The following is a 16,354-nucleotide window of genomic DNA, read 5'->3' as shown; positions in this document are numbered from 1 at the left end:
AGGAATACATGGCTTACCGTAAACTAGGACGCACTAGCTCACAACGTAAAGCAATGCTTCGCGATTTGACAACTGACCTTTTGATCAACGAATCAATCGTGACAACTGAAGCTCGTGCTAAAGAAATCCGTAAAACTGTTGAAAAAATGATTACTCTAGGTAAACGTGGTGATTTGCATGCACGTCGTCAAGCAGCAGCTTTCGTACGTAATGAAATCGCATCTGAAAACTATGATGAAGCAACTGATAAGTACACTTCTACTACAGCACTTCAAAAATTGTTCTCAGAAATCGCACCTCGTTATGCTGAACGTAACGGTGGATACACTCGTATCCTTAAAACTGAACCACGTCGTGGTGATGCTGCGCCAATGGCAATCATCGAATTAGTATAAAATCATCAATTTTGTTGAGTGTTATGATGATGGAGTCTTGTGCTCTTAGTCTAGCTCTGGTCTACCGCTGGGACTTCGGTCCTAGCGGGAACACTCATCATCATTTGATAGGGTAGACGCTTGTTTACGAAATTGTTTTTTTCTTAAGAACAACTTCGTAAGCAGGCGTTTTTTAGTATTTTCTATGGAAATATGCTATACTAGGAAAAAAGAAAATCAAAAACGTTCAGGTTTTCTAAAAATCGTAGAAATGGGGTATAAGGATGAAGGCTATTATTACAGTGGTTGGTAAGGACAAGGCTGGGATTGTTGCAGGCGTGTCTACTAAGATTGCAGAGTTGGGGTTGAATATTGACGATATTTCTCAGACGGTGTTGGATGAATACTTTACCATGATGGCGGTCGTTTCTAGTAACGAAAAACAGGATTTCACTTATCTGCGAAATGAGTTTGAAACATTTGGTCAAACCTTGAATGTTAAAATCAATATTCAGAGTGCAGCGATTTTTGATGCTATGTACAATATCTAGGAGGTTATCATGGATATTAGACAAGTTACGGAAACCATTGCCATGATCGAAGAGCAGAACTTCGATATCAGAACCATCACCATGGGAATTTCTCTTTTGGACTGTATTGATCCAGACATCGAACGTGCTGCTGAAAAGATTTACCAAAAAATCACCACTAAAGCTGCAAATCTAGTGGCTGTAGGAGATGAAATTGCTGCAGAACTTGGGATTCCTATTGTTAATAAACGGGTATCGGTGACTCCGATTTCTTTAATTGGTGCTGCGACTGATGCGACAGACTATGTTGTTTTGGCAAAGGCTCTTGATAAGGCTGCCAAGGAGATTGGTGTTGACTTTATTGGTGGATTCTCAGCTTTGGTACAAAAAGGCTACCAAAAAGGAGATGAAATTCTCATCAATTCTATCCCCCGTGCTCTAGCTGAGACAGACAAGGTCTGTTCGTCTGTCAATATTGGCTCAACCAAGTCAGGTATCAACATGACTGCAGTTGCAGATATGGGACGTATCATCAAAGAAACAGCGAACTTATCAGATATGGGTGCTGCCAAATTGGTCGTATTTGCTAACGCTGTTGAGGATAATCCTTTTATGGCGGGGGCCTTCCATGGTGTCGGTGAAGCAGATGTTATCATTAATGTCGGGGTTTCGGGTCCTGGTGTGGTCAAGCGTGCCTTGGAAAAAGTTCGTGGACAGAGCTTTGATGTAGTAGCGGAAACAGTCAAGAAAACGGCCTTCAAGATTACTCGTATCGGTCAATTAGTTGGTCAGATGGCCAGCGAGAGACTAGGTGTTGATTTTGGAATTGTCGACCTAAGCTTGGCACCTACTCCCGCAGTTGGTGATTCTGTAGCTCGTGTCCTTGAGGAAATGGGCCTAGAAACAGTTGGTACGCATGGGACGACGGCTGCCCTCGCTCTTTTGAATGACCAAGTTAAGAAGGGCGGAGTGATGGCTTGTAATCAAGTCGGTGGCTTGTCAGGTGCTTTTATCCCCGTTTCTGAAGATGAGGGGATGATTGCTGCGGTGCAAGATGGTTCTCTGAATTTAGAGAAACTAGAAGCCATGACGGCTATCTGTTCAGTTGGACTGGATATGATTGCCATTCCAGAAGATACGCCTGCTGAAACCATTGCGGCTATGATTGCAGATGAGGCGGCAATCGGTGTGATTAACATGAAAACAACGGCTGTCCGTATTATTCCAAAGGGCGAGGAAGGCGATATGATTGAGTTTGGTGGCTTGCTAGGGACAGCTCCAGTAATGAAGGTCAACGGGGCTTCGTCTGTTGATTTCATCTCTCGCGGTGGGCAAATCCCAGCTCCAATCCATAGTTTTAAAAATTAATAAAAAAGAGAGAAGATTTAAGTTGAGTTTAAGGATGACTGTGTATACTATAATCATTAAATAAAGACCTCCTAACTTTATTTAATAGAAATCCTAAACTTTTTCATAATAATCTCCTAGGGAAGCTACCATGAGGGTAGCTTTTCTTTTGGATAATTTACAAATGTTGGCTTTGCTTTTGAAAGCCGAATATTTCTTTAATCCATGATATAATAGAAGAAATGGAGGATAGAAAATGTCTAAAGTAAGATTGTATTTGATTCGTCATGGGAAAACGATGTTTAACACGATTGGACGTGCTCAAGGATGGAGTGATACACCTCTGACTGTAGAAGGTGAGTTGGGAATCCATGAACTGGGAATTGGTTTGAGAGAGTCTGGTTTACAGTTTGACCGCGCTTATTCCAGTGATTCAGGGCGCACTATTCAAACTATGGGAATTATCCTAGAAGAACTTGGCTTGCAGGGGAAAATCCCTTACCGCATGGACAAGCGCATCCGTGAGTGGTGTTTTGGTAGTTTTGATGGGGCCTATGATGGGGATCTCTTTATGGGCTTGATTCCGAGAATTTTCAATGTGGACCATGTTCATCAGTTGTCCTATGCAGAACTAGCAGAAGGTCTAGTTGAGGTTGATACAGCTGGCTGGGCTGAAGGTTGGGAAAAACTCAGTGGTCGAATCAAGGAAGGCTTTGAAGCGATTGCCAAAGAAATGGAAGAACAAGGTGGGGAGAATGCCCTCGTCGTAAGCCATGGAATGACCATTGGGACCATTGTTTATCTGATTAATGGCATGCATCCGCATGGTCTCGATAATGGTAGCGTGACGATTCTTGAATATGAGGATGGCCAGTTTAGTGTAGAAGTTGTTGGCGACCGTAGTTATCGAGAACTCGGACGTGAGAAGATGGAAGAAATAAAAAATTGATAGAAGTTAGCTCCGATTAGGAGCTAATTTTTTTCCTGCTAAATAAGCTGGATTTGCGATTCAGTATTTCTTGTTATCCAAGTCTAAAAGAACATTTCTCGTCTTTCAAATTCCCTCAAAAATGGTATAATAGTAACATCATAAAATTGGAGAAATAGCATGAGTTTTTACAATCATAAAGAAATTGAGCCTAAGTGGCAGGGCTACTGGGCGAAACATCATACATTTAAGACAGGAACAGATGCCTCAAAACCGAAGTTCTATGCTCTCGATATGTTCCCATATCCGTCTGGAGCGGGTCTGCACGTAGGACACCCAGAAGGCTACACTGCAACCGATATCCTCAGCCGTTACAAACGTGCGCAAGGCTACAATGTCCTTCACCCAATGGGATGGGATGCCTTTGGTTTGCCAGCTGAGCAGTACGCTATGGATACGGGGAATGACCCAGCAGAATTTACAGCGGAAAATATTGCCAACTTCAAACGTCAAATCAACGCGCTTGGCTTCTCTTACGACTGGGATCGTGAAGTCAATACAACAGATCCAAACTACTACAAATGGACTCAGTGGATCTTCACCAAGCTTTACGAAAAAGGTTTGGCCTATGAAGCCGAAGTACCGGTAAACTGGGTTGAGGAACTAGGAACAGCTATCGCCAACGAAGAAGTTCTTCCTGACGGAACTTCTGAGCGTGGTGGCTATCCAGTTGTCCGCAAACCGATGCGTCAATGGATGCTTAAAATCACGGCCTATGCAGAGCGCTTGCTCAATGACTTGGATGATCTTGACTGGCCAGAGTCTATCAAGGATATGCAACGTAACTGGATTGGGAAATCAACTGGTGCTAATGTTACTTTCAAAGTTAAGGGAACTGACAAGGAATTTACCGTCTTTACTACTCGTCCGGATACTCTTTTCGGTGCGACCTTCACAGTCTTGGCTCCTGAGCATGAGCTGGTGGATGCCATCACAAGTCCTGAACAAGCTGAGGCTGTTGCCGACTACAAACACCAAGCTAGCCTCAAGTCAGACTTGGCTCGTACCGACCTTGCCAAGGAAAAAACAGGGGTTTGGACTGGTGCTTATGCCATCAACCCTGTTAACGGTAAAGAAATCCCAATCTGGATTGCAGACTATGTTCTTGCTAGTTATGGAACAGGTGCTGTCATGGCCGTACCTGCCCATGACCAACGTGACTGGGAATTTGCCAAACAATTTGACCTTCCAATCGTAGAAGTGCTAGAAGGTGGAAATGTAGCAGAAGCTGCTTACACAGAAGATGGCTTTCATATCAATTCAGACTTCCTAGATGGATTGAACAAAGAAGATGCTATTGCTAAGATTGTGGCTTGGCTGGAAGAAAAAGGTTGTGGACAAGAGAAGGTCACCTACCGTCTCCGCGACTGGCTCTTTAGTCGTCAACGTTACTGGGGTGAGCCAATTCCAATCATTCATTGGGAAGATGGAACTTCAACAGCTGTCCCTGAAAATGAATTGCCACTTGTCTTGCCTGTAACCAAGGACATTCGCCCTTCAGGTACTGGGGAGAGTCCATTGGCTAACTTGACTGACTGGTTGGAAGTAACTCGTGAAGATGGCGTTAAAGGTCGTCGTGAAACAAATACTATGCCACAATGGGCAGGCTCAAGTTGGTACTACCTCCGCTATATCGATCCACACAACACAGAGAAATTGGCTGATGAGGATCTCCTCAAACAATGGTTGCCAGTAGATATTTATGTCGGTGGTGCAGAGCATGCTGTTCTTCACTTGCTTTATGCTCGTTTCTGGCACAAATTCCTCTATGACCTCGGTGTTGTTCCGACTAAGGAACCATTCCAAAAACTCTTTAACCAAGGGATGATTTTGGGGACAAGCTACCGCGACCACCGTGGGGCACTTGTGGCGACTGATAAGGTTGAAAAACGTGCCGGATCCTTCTTCCATGCGGAAACAGGAGAAGAGTTGGAGCAAGCACCAGCCAAGATGTCTAAATCGCTCAAGAACGTTGTCAACCCAGACGATGTGGTGGAACAATATGGTGCCGATACCCTTCGTGTTTATGAGATGTTCATGGGGCCACTTGACGCTTCTATCGCTTGGTCAGAAGAAGGTTTGGAAGGAAGTCGTAAGTTCCTCGACCGTGTTTACCGTTTGATTACAAGTAAGGAAATTGTTGCGGAAAACAATGGCACTCTCGACAAGGTTTATAATGAAACCGTTAAAGCTGTCACAGAGCAAATAGAATCATTGAAATTCAACACAGCCATTGCCCAACTTATGGTCTTTGTCAACGCTGCTAATAAGGAAGACAAACTCTATGTAGACTACGCCAAAGGCTTTATCCAATTGATTGCCCCATTTGCACCTCACTTGGCAGAGGAACTCTGGCAAACTGTTGTTGCAACAGGTGAGTCCATCTCTTACGTAGCTTGGCCAAGATGGGATGAAAGCAAACTCGTCGAAGACGAAATTGAAATCGTCGTCCAAATCAAAGGAAAAGTCCGTGCCAAACTCATGGTCGCTAAAGACCTATCACGCGAAGAATTGCAAGAAATCGCTCTAGCGGATGAAAAAGTTAAAGCAGAAATTGACGGTAAGGAAATCGTGAAGGTAATTAGTGTACCAAATAAATTGGTTAATATTGTTGTGAAATAACCAATTTATTTGCTGATTTCCAACCTCAAACAGTTCCCCAAACTGTTTGAGCCAACTAAACTCGATAATATCGTTGTGAAATAAGATAGGAATCCTTCAGAGTAGAATCTGGAGGATTTTTATTTGACAAGAAGTTTCTATTTTGTTAATATGATTAACAAAGAAAAGAGAGATTATGGATAAAAAAGAATTTATTACATTTAATAATCGTTTCAATAGATTTATTTTAGCATTTGAACAGCTAAAAAAAAATCAACATAAAATTAGTATTGACAAATCCATTACGTTGAATGAGGTACATTTGATTGTTGTGATTGGGAAAAATCAGCCCTTAAATCTAGTGAAATTATCTGAATTATTAAAAGTTTCGAGAAGTGCAATAACTCAAAGTGTTAGGAGATTAATTCAAAAAAATTTAGTTGTTTTTGATTTTGCTCCGAATAATGGGAAAAATAAATATTTGAGATTATCTGAAAAAGGCATCGAAGTTTTTAAAATCCATAAGGAGCAACAAGCATATATTGAAGAATCAGTCTTTTCAGTTTTAAACAACTATAGCGAGGAGGAGCTTCAAACAGTTGTGAAATTGATGGATGATATTGAAAATGTATGGGGAGGATTGCCGTGGTGAAAGTCACGGTAAATTTTAAATTTGGTTGTTAAGTATATTAACAAAAGGAGAAGATATGACTGTAAACATTGAACTGATTTCACAAACTGACTTAGCAGATGAATCTTTTTATATTACTATCAATGGTTTAGAACAAAGGACAAGGTATTGTGTAGAAATGTACCTGTCTGATTATTACTGTATAAACGCTCCCTTACTTTTAGATCATGATGTCATGTGGAAATCAACTGCAATTTTTTTATCTGATCAGGACGGTATGATTGACACCTCTCAAACAGCATCTATTTCGGGATCTTATAAAGGAGTTTCAGAAATGGGCTTGTTCTTTAATGCGAAACCGTTGAAGGATAGGAAAAGGAGATTACCCAGTTCTCTTGATAGAATTCTTTTGCGAGATTGTTTTGGTGTTGAAATTAAAATCAGGCTGGGGAAAGATGTGGTCGCGGAGCAAAGTTTTGTAAGGCGTTATATGAATCTGGGAATAAGGTATCAAGATATTTATGATAAGCATTTTCAAGGTCGATTATTTTATGATGAAAAGTTAAAAAAGGCGCCGGCTGTGATTATTGTTAGTGGTAGTGAGGGAAGAATTGAAAAAGCTCAGAACATTGCCCAACTTTTATCTTCTAGAGGCTATATTTGTCTTGCGATAGCTTATTTTGGTTTAGAGGGATTACCCCAAAACTTAGAACGAATTCCGATAGAATGTCTGGAGGAAGCGAAAGATTTTCTATATCATCATCCTCAAGTTGATAATACAAAAATAGGAATATATGGTCGTTCTAAAGGAGCAGAGCTTGTTCTGGCTGGACAAAGTATTTTGGATGATGTGCAATGTTTGGTACTCAATTCCCCCTCAAATATAATATTTGAGGGAATAAAGGGAAAACTCAATTCTCATTCATCTTCTTGGACATATTTGCAAAAAGAACTTCCGTATCAAAAATTTCAACTAGGAAATTATTTGTTAAACAAGTTTTTTGGAAAACATATTCCTGAAGATAGTAGGGCTCAGATTGATGTGAGTAAAATTGCCTCTCCTTTATTATTGCTAGGAAGCGATGTTGATGAAATATGGAATGCGTCATCCGCGATAGATGATATTATTTCACATTATAAAGGGAAATCCATTTTGTTTAAAAAATACCATGAAACGGGGCATATGTTGACGGTTGCTTATCAACCGAATCATCGTTATCGAAAAGATTGGCGCTTATTAATGAAAGAAAGTGTAGACTCTTGGTTTGCTACGATAAATTTTTTTGATACACATTTGAAAAATTTGTAGATAGTGCTGAACCGTGCTATAATAGTCCCAACTAAGATAACAACACAGTTCTGGTTGGTAGTCCAGACGTAGGCAAGCCTATCAGTAACCTTCCTCCTTGGTTGTCCATTCTTAGGGATAGATTTAAGGAGGTGCTGTCATGGAAATCGTTTCAATTGGCTTGACAGTTTATTTTGAAGATGGATTTTGGCATGGATTGTTTGAACAAGAGTATGAGGGAACTTATCAAGTTTGTCGAGTGACATTTGGTCAGGAACCAAAAGAGGATGAAATTTTGAAACTTTTACAGACTCAGTTTGTTCGGTTATCTTTTAGTCCAGAGGCAACAGTCAAACAGCATGTGAAGATTAAGAATCCGAAGCGTCTGCAGCGAGCTGTAAAGAAACAGGTGAAGCAGAAAGTTTCTTCTAAGTCACAAGAGCTCCTGCAGTTGCAGTACGAGGAACGAAAAAAGCATTCAAAACAACAGTCTAGTCTCCAAAAGCAATTGCTCAAGCAAGAGAAATTTGAACGCAAACAGCAAAAACGTAAAGAGAAGCACAAGGGTCACTAGTGACTTTCTCTTTCATAAAATAGAACAGCTCTTCTTGGATAACAAGAGCTGTTTTTGCTTGTATTGAAGATTTCTTTCCTAATAGATAGACTTATCGTTAATGGCAGTTTCAAATTCAGGACCATACTTGCTTCAAATTCAATCATATCCTATTCAGCAGTTTCATTTTGATAGAAGGGGTGTGTGCCATGATTTCTGATTCATTTTTTATTGTTTGGTTTAGCGAGAACAATACTACCGACTCTTGGATTTTTCTGCCGGATGCTATAAAACACCTCTTTTATAGCGCATATTTAAAAATATAATGTGTGGTTGTAAGTGTTTTTCAACTTCCTCTAGTGATTCGATAGGAGAAAAACGGTTGCAGTCTGCACCACTTTAACTTAACCCCCATTATTTTACCACTTGGCCTTTCATTTTAACTGCTTATCTCAAAAGTCGATTTTTCTTTCATACTTTTTGTTAAACTAGTGTGGTAAAGAGGAGGGGAAAATATGATTTTACAAGCTAAACATTTGACTAAACGGTACGGCAATCATATGGCTGTCGATGATATTCAGTTAGAGTTTGAAACAGGAAGTTTCAATGCTATTTTGGGTCCCAATGGTGCAGGGAAATCAACCACTATTTCCATGTTAATCGGTTCGAAAAAGCCGACACAAGGTCAGATTCGATATGCGCCAAATACGAAAATCGGAGTTGTTTTTCAAGCTAGTGTACTGGATGAGATGTTGACGGTTAGGGAAAATCTCACGATTCGCGCTCAACAGTATAAGGAGATTGCAGCAAGTCGTGTGGATGATTTGATCCATCAACTGGGTTTGACGGCTTTCCAGAAACAACTCTATGGGACTTTGTCAGGTGGGCAAAAACGTCGGGTTGATATTGCGCGTGCTCTTCTTTCGCGACCAGATATTCTTTTCTTGGATGAACCAACGACAGGTCTTGATATTCAGACGCGCAAATCCATCTGGAATCTACTGTATCGACTACAAAAGGATGAAGGGATGACTATTATCTTAACGACTCATTATCTGGATGAAGCGGATGAAGCAGATCAGATCTATATCGTTGATCATGGGAAAGTGATTGCGCAAGGTTCTGCGACTGCTATTAAAAGTCAGTATGCATCTAATATCCTAAAAATTCGTTTTAAGGAAATGAAGGATCTAGAAAAATTGTTACAGGCTGGAATGACAGTAGAGGAAGAAAATGAGTTGGAATATCTTTTTTATCCAAGGACGTCACAGGAAGCCATTGAATATTTGGCAAAAGTTCGAGAAGAAATTGATTCTTTTGAGTTTCGTCCGGGCACTATGGATGATGCCTTTATTGCACTTACAGGAAGAGAGGTTCGCTAATGCTAGCTTTATTGAAACGGAATTTTATCTTATATTTTCGTAATCGTTCGGGAGTATTTTTCTCATTATTGGGGGCATTGATTTCCTTCCTCCTTTATATCATTTTTTTGCAGAAGAATTTGACGGATTCTTGGTCCCAACTCCCTAATAGTACGAACCTTTTAAATAACTGGCTGATGGGTGGGACATTGGCTGTGACTGGGATGACAACCAGTTTTACGGCTCTTAAACAAATGGTACAGGACCGCGAAAATCAAGTGGATCAAGATCTTTTCTTGACTGATTTAGGTAACTGGGGCTTACAGGCCTCCTATCTAATCAGTAGTATTGTTATTTCTTTTGTTATGCAGGTGTTTATGTATGCTGTTATGAGTTTTTATTTTAAAGAGAGCCCAGTTATCAGCCATTTACCGGAAATCGCTTTGATTATGTTGTTAAGCAGTCTGCTTTCAAGTTTGGTAAATGTTCTCTTGATTTACCGTTTTCAATCTGTAGATAGCCTTGGTAAACTAGCAACGATAGTGGGAACTGCTTCTGGATTTTTAGTAGGAACTTATATCCCTATTGGAGTATTACCTGATTCTGCACAGCTTTTCATGAAATGTACCCCTGCAACTTATATTGCTTCTCTTTATCGACAAGTCTTGATGGAAGAGCGGTTAGAGACCGCATTTTCAGGAAATAACAGTCTGTTACAGGAATTTCAAGAAAAAATGGGAATCCAAATCAACTGGCAAGAACTATTGACAAAGGGAGAAACATACTTTATAGTGGTTATTATCAGTCTCGTCGCTATTCTTCTTTGGCTTTTATTTGTTAAAGTGTTTAGCAAGAGAAAATAAAGATGTATTGGAGAGAAAATGAAGATTCGTTTTGAAATGAAGACAGAGTTTTCAGAAAAAGACCCACACATTTTAATTCAGGCAGCTCAGTTAACTGACCAAGCAAGAGAAGTCATGGAGTATTTAGAACAATTTTCAACGACTAATCAGGTGGTCATTCCTATTCGAACGGATGATCATCTGGTTATGGTGAAAATTGAGGATCTTATTCTAGCAGATATCGATAAGAATTTGTTGACCATTTATACGGTAGACGGGATTTATAAAACTAAGGAAACATTGACAAACTTTCAGAATCGGATTAACCGGCGTAACTTTATACAGATATCGCGTCATTCAGTTATAAACATTGACCATTTAGAGTCATTATCGGATAGCTTTTCAGGAAACATGATGGCTAAGATGACTCGGGGTATCAAATCGAGTGTGAGTCGGAAATACGTTAAGTCCTTAATGGATTATCTAGGTTTATAGGAGAAAATCATGAAGCGATTGATTGCTTATTTTGTATCGGGAATGCGTACGGCCTCCTTTGTTTATTTGAGTTTGGTGTTATTGGCTCAGTTTTATTCAGGTATTACCTATCCCGCACCAACGACAAAAAATATTCTAGCTTTGTTTTTGATGAGTGGAATTATGGGGGTATTGACCTTAATCCTTGAAAGGCTAGAGTTTCTTGCTTATAGTATGCGTGTAGGAGTTCATTTATTAGCGACAGCTACTATTTTAGTATTGACCTACCTATTTTTTGGCTGGGGTTCAGCATTGTTGAGTCCCTTGCTTTGGTTCTTTTTCTTATTAATTTATGGACTGATATGGTTGTACCAGATCTGGCAAACTCACAAGCTCACCCAACGAATTAACCAAGCCTTAGAAGATAAAAGAAAGAAAACGAATCATTAATGTAGTGTTGAGGATGAAGTTTGGGGAGAGTGCTAGTTTCCATATAGAGCAAATTATGATATAGTATTTTCAGCGTAAAATAAGGAGAAAACGATGCCAGTAAATGAATATGGTCAGATGATTGGTGAGTCAATGGAAGGTTATACACCAGGTGAATTGCCTTCCATTGATTTCTTAGAAGGGCGTTACGCTCGGATAGAGGCTCTTTCGGTGGAAAAGCATGCGGAGGATTTATTAGCTGTTTATGGTCCAGATACACCTCGGGAAATGTGGACCTACCTTTTTCAGGAACCAGTGGCAGATATGGAAGAACTGGTTGCCGTCTTAAATCAGATGTTGGCTCGTAAGGACCGTTTTTACTATGCGATTATAGACAAGGCAACTGATAAGGTTTTTGGAACATTTTCTCTCATGCGCATTGATCAGAATAACCGAGTAATAGAAGTGGGCGCTGTCACCTTTTCACCTGCGCTCAAGAGGACGAGAATAGGAACAGAAGCCCAGTATCTCTTGGCACGCTATGTTTTTGAGGACTTGGGATATCGCCGCTATGAGTGGAAGTGCGACCAGCTCAATGGGCCTTCACGCAAGGCTGCCCTACGCTTGGGATTTACCTTTGAGGGAACCTTTAGACAGGCGGTGATTTACAAGGGACGGACGCGAGATACGGATTGGTTTTCCATGCTAGATACAGAATGGCCTGCCCGAAAAGTGCGCTTTGAAAATTGGTTGGAGCCTGATAATTTTGATGAAGAAGGTCGCCAATATAAACGACTGGAGGATTGCTCATGACAGACAAAGAAAAACAAATCCAACGTGCACAGACTTTTCAAGCCTTGCACAAGAAGGACGATTTGCTCCTGCTACCCAATATCTGGAATGTCGGTTCAGCCCTAGTTTTTGAAAAAGAGGGAGCAAAAGCTCTGGCTACTTCTAGTGCTGGTATCGCTTTTGATCTGGGCTATCCGGATGGTGAGGATATTACCTTTGATGATTTACTGGAAATGGTGAGCAAAATCTGTCGCCGTGTGACGGTACCTGTCTCAGTGGATTTTGAACGGGGCTATGCAGAAACAGGAGCAGAAGTAAAAGAAAATGCCCGCAAGCTCTTAGAGGCTGGGGCAGTGGGAGTCAATATCGAAGATGGCTGCTCAGACGGCAGTCTGTCTTCCCTTGATTTGCAGCTTGAAAAGATTCAGGCTTTGGTTGCCTTAAAAGAAGAAACCGGCATTCCTTTTGTCATCAATGCCCGGACCTGCGCTTTCTGGTATGACGTGGCAGGAGAAGAGGAGAATCTCTCCATTGCGATTGAGCGTGGCCGAGCCTTTGCACAAGCTGGGGCGGATTGTGTCTTTGTCCCAGGGGCTATGTCCCTGGTGGCAGCAAAAACACTCATCCAGGAAATTCCTTGTCCGCTCAACCTGATCCTGACACCGCAAACACAAGATATCCAAGTTCTTAACCAGGCAGGTTTGGCGCGACTCAGTCTGGGCTCGGGTCCTGTACGGGCCACCTATCAAGGGGTCATACAGCTGGCACAAAAGATTCAGCAAGAACAGGATTTTACAGCCTTGCTTCAGACGCCACTGACCTATGCTAAGGCCAATGAGTATTTTAAGGAGTAACATTCTTGGCATGAGGCCAGCAGTGCAAGAGCTTGAGAGAATTCTAATAGGAGATGACATGATTCGGATTAAGAGGGAAGAAATGGTCAAGTTGGAGGATGTTTTGCATCTCTATCAGGCAGTTGGTTGGACCAACTATACCCAACAGCCCCAGATGCTGGAGAAGGCTCTGTCTCACTCACTAGCGATTTATTTGGCGCTTGATGGCGATGCTGTGGTGGGCTTGATTCGTTTGGTCGGAGATGGTTTTTCATCCGTCTTTGTCCAGGATTTGATCGTTTTGCCTAGCTATCAGCGCCAAGGGATTGGCAGTACCTTAATGAAAGAGGCTTTAGGGGACTACAGAGATGCCTATCAAGTCCAATTAGTGACCGAAGAGACAAAAAAAAACTTGGGATTCTATCGTTCTCTGGGATTTGGAACCTTATCTACTTATGATTGTACAGGAATGAGTTGGGTGGATCGAAAAAGATAAAAAAATTATTTTTTCTTAAGTAAAGTTTAAGTCTCCTCGTGTATTATATAGTTATTAGATAAAGACCTCCTAATACTCTTCGAAAATCTCATCAACCTTCGTTAGAGTCGACTTAGCTAACTATAGTTATGCTTGCGTCTATCTGCCTAGTCTGATTTCGATTTTCATTGAGTACCCTTTATTTAATGAAATCCCAAACTTTTCTTTTTCATCATAATCTCCTAAAGAAGTCACCCAATCAGGTGGCTTTTTTTGTAGCTTAAAGAGGAAAAGTCCATTTGAAAAAAATTTTTTAAAAAATGATAAATCAGAGAAAAAGTTAAGTTAGCTTTAAGATTCATCTTGTATTATATAACCATTAAATAAAGACCTCCTAACTTTATTTAATGAAATCCTAAACTTTTCTTTTTCATAATAATCTCCCTAATGAAGCCACCAAATTCGGTGGCTTTTTTGTTTGAAAAAACTCCTTAGAAAAGACTAAGGAGAAAGAATCATGTTTTCTTTTTAAGTTGTTGATTTCGATACTGTCTAGGTGTTAAGTAATAGTGCTGCTTAAATTGACGGTTGAAGTTTGAAAGGTTGGTGAAACCGACCTGGCTTGCAATTTCTTGAATGCTGAGGTTGGTTTGGACAAGTTTCTCACAGGATTTCTCAAGACGTAACTGGAGCAGGTAGTCCATACAACTGGCTCCAGTATGTTGCTTGAAAATACTCATAAAGTGATTTTTACTATATCCAAATGTTGCAGCCAGTTGCTCAATATGAATGGGTTCTGAGTAGTGCTGTTCAAGGTAGCAAATCACTTCTTTTAGTTTTTGGTATTTTTGGTAGGTATCATCTGTATAGTGTCGATTGACGTATCTATACTTAAAGAGAAGATGAAGCAATTCGTATAGTTTAGATTTTATGAGTAGATCGTAGTATATGCCTTTTTCTTCAAGGATAGAAAAGAGGGAAAGAAGGCAGGATTGAATTTGATCATAGGCCTTATCGCCTGGTGATATTTGAGGAGTAAAGCAAAAGTGACCGGAGTGGAGGGGTTGGATATAGCGTTGACTAAAGCTGTCTATTTGACTTCTCCCAAGATAATCTAGATGAATCCGAAAGCTGGTAGAAAATAGTTCTTGATCTTTATGAGAATAGATAGCATGGAGAGAGGTCGGCTGGATAAGAAATATATCTCCTTTGCGACTTTCAAAGCGTTCTGAGTTGATATGAACGATGGCAGAACCCTTTGTAACATAAATAATCTCTAGCTCGGGATGACAATGATAGATTGTGTCAGGAGATGTTTTGGATAAGATTTGTTTTTCAAAATCATATGGGAAGTCAGATGGGTTATCTCGTAAGAAACGTGAACGGTCTGCCATGGTAAATCCTCCCAATATACTATTACTACTTTTATTATACCAAAAAAACTTCCGTATATAGGAAGTTTTCGGGCTTTAAGCTTTCTTTTTCATATAAAAAATAGTAAGCATAAGTCCAATGAAGGCCAAAGCAATAGCAACATAAAAAGCTACACTATAATTTCCATTATTAGCCATTGCCATTTGAACAGCGACTTTGGGAGCGAAAAATGCTGCTAAAGAATATCCAGTGAAGACGATACCGTAGTTGACCCCTTGATTTGCAGAACCGTAATTTTCCATGACGATAGATGGGAAGACCCCCATAACACCACCAAAGCAGATACCAAGCCCTATAATTCCTAAGGTAAACCCGAATTGACCAGGAACGATAGTTAGGGAGAATAAAGCTAGGACAATGACAGAATAGATAATCAATAAGGTCTTTGAACGGCCAATTTTATCAGAAAGCGATCCCCAGATAAAGCGACCACTAGAGTTTGCGATTGAATAAAGAGAGACATAGAGAGCTGCAGTGCCTGCAGAGAGTCCAAACATTGATTGACCGATTGGTGATGCCTGAGAGGCAATCATCAAACCAGAAAAGGCGCCGACAAAGAACATGCTAATGATAATGTAAAACAGAGGACTTCGTAGCATTTGTTTCCAGGTTTTATTAGTAGGTCCTTGCTTCGTTTGTACTGGAGCTTTCCAGCCTGCTGGTTGGTAGCCGCTTGGAGCTGCCTTGATAAAGAAAATTGCACAGATGATAACAACAATATAGACTAGCCCAATTGTACGAAAAGCAAAGAAGGCATCTTGTTGTTGAATGAGATTGCTTGCGACTGGAGAAGCGATGACTGCAGCAAATCCCATTCCGCCTGTCAGAATTCCAGAGGCTAAGCCACGTTTATCAGGGAAGAAGCGAAGTGAATTGGAGAGGGCACCTGAATAGGCAAAACCTTGACCAAGTCCAGCCATTAATCCATAGGTCAAATAAAGCATGGCTGGTGAATTGACATAGCCGGTTAAGTAAAATCCACTAGCAAATAGGAGAGCGCCGAGGGCGATGGTCCATTTTACATAACCTTTGTCAACTAAATAACCTCCGAGAATCATGGGGATAGGGCCGATTGCAGAGTTGATAGCAAAAGCTAACATAATATCTGACATGGACCAGCCTGTTGAACTGCTAAGTGGTCCGGCAAAAACAGAAAAGGAATAGACGGCACCTGTACAAAGAAGAATGGCCGTAGACGCGACTAAAATCCTCCAACGATTGAATGTCTCTTTCATAAAAACATCCTCCTTAAATGTATATTTTTTCACCAAGACTATATCATAGTTAAGGAAGCCGGTCAATAGTTTACGGAGATATTTTGTTAATTTTTTCACGAACTTGTACTAAAGCACGATAATCTGATAGAATAACACGGTCTTTATTACCAAGGATTTACAAGATT

The 16,354-nt window shown here is 40.5% G+C and carries 17 protein-coding genes; 15 read left to right on the top strand and 2 right to left on the bottom strand.

Translation table 11 applies throughout. The features are described 5' to 3' along the window. Positions 1-8: 8 nt before the first annotated feature. From rplQ to SORDD15_RS07560, 15 genes are all read left to right on the top strand, one after another. On the top strand, positions 9-395 hold the full coding sequence (rplQ, locus tag SORDD15_RS07630) for a 50S ribosomal protein L17 (protein WP_000331493.1): 387 nt from the start codon (positions 9-11) through the stop codon (positions 393-395). Positions 396-658: 263 nt separating this feature from the next. Next, the gene (locus tag SORDD15_RS07625) at positions 659-925 is read left to right on the top strand and encodes an ACT domain-containing protein (protein ID WP_000644114.1); all 267 of its coding nucleotides are present in this window, start codon (positions 659-661) and stop codon (positions 923-925) included. 9 nt (positions 926-934) lie between these two features. Next, positions 935-2,272, top strand: coding sequence for a PFL family protein (locus SORDD15_RS07620; protein ID WP_061416095.1), 1,338 nt, complete (start codon positions 935-937; stop codon positions 2,270-2,272). Positions 2,273-2,507: 235 nt separating this feature from the next. After that, positions 2,508-3,200, top strand: coding sequence for a histidine phosphatase family protein (locus SORDD15_RS07615; RefSeq protein ID WP_061416093.1), 693 nt, complete (start codon positions 2,508-2,510; stop codon positions 3,198-3,200). A gap of 159 nt (positions 3,201-3,359) precedes the next feature. Next, on the top strand, positions 3,360-5,861 hold the full coding sequence (gene leuS / locus SORDD15_RS07610; protein ID WP_061416091.1) for a leucine--tRNA ligase: 2,502 nt from the start codon (positions 3,360-3,362) through the stop codon (positions 5,859-5,861). Between the two features lie 175 nt (positions 5,862-6,036). Then, entirely contained in the window at positions 6,037-6,492 is a 456-nt protein-coding gene (locus SORDD15_RS07605; RefSeq protein WP_007519020.1) for a MarR family winged helix-turn-helix transcriptional regulator, read from the top strand. 55 nt (positions 6,493-6,547) lie between these two features. Then, positions 6,548-7,780 (top strand): acyl-CoA thioesterase/bile acid-CoA:amino acid N-acyltransferase family protein, encoded by a 1,233-nt coding sequence (locus SORDD15_RS07600; RefSeq protein ID WP_061416089.1) that lies wholly within the window; start codon positions 6,548-6,550, stop codon positions 7,778-7,780. 139 nt (positions 7,781-7,919) lie between these two features. Then, positions 7,920-8,333 carry a YjdF family protein gene (locus SORDD15_RS07595; RefSeq protein ID WP_061416087.1) on the top strand — a complete coding sequence of 138 codons (414 nt, stop codon included), beginning with the start codon at positions 7,920-7,922 and terminating at the stop codon, positions 8,331-8,333. Positions 8,334-8,827: 494 nt separating this feature from the next. Continuing rightward, positions 8,828-9,694 carry an ABC transporter ATP-binding protein gene (locus SORDD15_RS07590; RefSeq protein WP_061416085.1) on the top strand — a complete coding sequence of 289 codons (867 nt, stop codon included), beginning with the start codon at positions 8,828-8,830 and terminating at the stop codon, positions 9,692-9,694. Next, positions 9,694-10,536: an ABC transporter permease gene (locus tag SORDD15_RS07585; RefSeq protein WP_061416083.1), complete on the top strand. Its 843-nt coding sequence runs from the start codon at positions 9,694-9,696 to the stop codon at positions 10,534-10,536. The genes SORDD15_RS07590 and SORDD15_RS07585 overlap by 1 nt, the downstream gene beginning before the upstream one ends. Positions 10,537-10,554: 18 nt before the next feature. Next, positions 10,555-11,010: a LytTR family DNA-binding domain-containing protein gene (locus tag SORDD15_RS07580; RefSeq protein WP_000701938.1), complete on the top strand. Its 456-nt coding sequence runs from the start codon at positions 10,555-10,557 to the stop codon at positions 11,008-11,010. A 9-nt stretch (positions 11,011-11,019) separates the two neighbouring features. Next, positions 11,020-11,439 carry a DUF3021 domain-containing protein gene (locus SORDD15_RS07575; RefSeq protein ID WP_000825486.1) on the top strand — a complete coding sequence of 140 codons (420 nt, stop codon included), beginning with the start codon at positions 11,020-11,022 and terminating at the stop codon, positions 11,437-11,439. Positions 11,440-11,532: 93 nt separating this feature from the next. Further along, positions 11,533-12,231: a GNAT family N-acetyltransferase gene (locus SORDD15_RS07570; protein WP_061416081.1), complete on the top strand. Its 699-nt coding sequence runs from the start codon at positions 11,533-11,535 to the stop codon at positions 12,229-12,231. Beyond that, positions 12,228-13,064 (top strand): isocitrate lyase/PEP mutase family protein, encoded by an 837-nt coding sequence (locus SORDD15_RS07565; RefSeq protein WP_061416079.1) that lies wholly within the window; start codon positions 12,228-12,230, stop codon positions 13,062-13,064. The genes SORDD15_RS07570 and SORDD15_RS07565 overlap by 4 nt, the downstream gene beginning before the upstream one ends. A 58-nt stretch (positions 13,065-13,122) precedes the next feature. After that, entirely contained in the window at positions 13,123-13,539 is a 417-nt protein-coding gene (locus SORDD15_RS07560; protein WP_061416077.1) for a GNAT family N-acetyltransferase, read from the top strand. Between the two features lie 494 nt (positions 13,540-14,033). Here the strand turns inward: SORDD15_RS07560 and SORDD15_RS07555 are convergent, their stop codons facing one another. After that, entirely contained in the window at positions 14,034-14,912 is an 879-nt protein-coding gene (locus SORDD15_RS07555; protein WP_061416075.1) for an AraC family transcriptional regulator, read from the bottom strand. Between the two features lie 75 nt (positions 14,913-14,987). After that, the gene (locus SORDD15_RS07550; protein ID WP_061416073.1) at positions 14,988-16,187 is read right to left on the bottom strand and encodes an L-lactate MFS transporter; all 1,200 of its coding nucleotides are present in this window, start codon (positions 16,185-16,187) and stop codon (positions 14,988-14,990) included. Positions 16,188-16,354 lie beyond the last annotated feature (167 nt).

Source organism: Streptococcus oralis (assembly GCF_001578935.1).
GTDB lineage: Bacteria > Bacillota > Bacilli > Lactobacillales > Streptococcaceae > Streptococcus > Streptococcus oralis_R.
The sequence above is the reverse complement of the archived record's forward strand: the minus strand, read 5'-3'. Positions and strand labels throughout refer to the sequence as shown.

What these genes read in the sequence shown, in the direction of transcription:
- SORDD15_RS07555 (WP_061416075.1), bottom strand. Translation starts at nt 14,912, where the DNA reads ATGGCAGACCGTTCACGTTTCTTACGAGATAACCCATCTGACTTCCCA.
- SORDD15_RS07565 (WP_061416079.1), top strand. Translation starts at nt 12,228, where the DNA reads ATGACAGACAAAGAAAAACAAATCCAACGTGCACAGACTTTTCAAGCC.
- SORDD15_RS07570 (WP_061416081.1), top strand. Translation starts at nt 11,533, where the DNA reads ATGCCAGTAAATGAATATGGTCAGATGATTGGTGAGTCAATGGAAGGT.
- SORDD15_RS07600 (WP_061416089.1), top strand. Translation starts at nt 6,548, where the DNA reads ATGACTGTAAACATTGAACTGATTTCACAAACTGACTTAGCAGATGAA.
- SORDD15_RS07575 (WP_000825486.1), top strand. Translation starts at nt 11,020, where the DNA reads ATGAAGCGATTGATTGCTTATTTTGTATCGGGAATGCGTACGGCCTCC.
- SORDD15_RS07585 (WP_061416083.1), top strand. Translation starts at nt 9,694, where the DNA reads ATGCTAGCTTTATTGAAACGGAATTTTATCTTATATTTTCGTAATCGT.
- SORDD15_RS07590 (WP_061416085.1), top strand. Translation starts at nt 8,828, where the DNA reads ATGATTTTACAAGCTAAACATTTGACTAAACGGTACGGCAATCATATG.
- SORDD15_RS07625 (WP_000644114.1), top strand. Translation starts at nt 659, where the DNA reads ATGAAGGCTATTATTACAGTGGTTGGTAAGGACAAGGCTGGGATTGTT.
- SORDD15_RS07550 (WP_061416073.1), bottom strand. Translation starts at nt 16,187, where the DNA reads ATGAAAGAGACATTCAATCGTTGGAGGATTTTAGTCGCGTCTACGGCC.
- SORDD15_RS07595 (WP_061416087.1), top strand. Translation starts at nt 7,920, where the DNA reads ATGGAAATCGTTTCAATTGGCTTGACAGTTTATTTTGAAGATGGATTT.
- SORDD15_RS07605 (WP_007519020.1), top strand. Translation starts at nt 6,037, where the DNA reads ATGGATAAAAAAGAATTTATTACATTTAATAATCGTTTCAATAGATTT.
- rplQ (WP_000331493.1), top strand. Translation starts at nt 9, where the DNA reads ATGGCTTACCGTAAACTAGGACGCACTAGCTCACAACGTAAAGCAATG.
- SORDD15_RS07580 (WP_000701938.1), top strand. Translation starts at nt 10,555, where the DNA reads ATGAAGATTCGTTTTGAAATGAAGACAGAGTTTTCAGAAAAAGACCCA.
- leuS (WP_061416091.1), top strand. Translation starts at nt 3,360, where the DNA reads ATGAGTTTTTACAATCATAAAGAAATTGAGCCTAAGTGGCAGGGCTAC.
- SORDD15_RS07615 (WP_061416093.1), top strand. Translation starts at nt 2,508, where the DNA reads ATGTCTAAAGTAAGATTGTATTTGATTCGTCATGGGAAAACGATGTTT.
- SORDD15_RS07560 (WP_061416077.1), top strand. Translation starts at nt 13,123, where the DNA reads ATGATTCGGATTAAGAGGGAAGAAATGGTCAAGTTGGAGGATGTTTTG.
- SORDD15_RS07620 (WP_061416095.1), top strand. Translation starts at nt 935, where the DNA reads ATGGATATTAGACAAGTTACGGAAACCATTGCCATGATCGAAGAGCAG.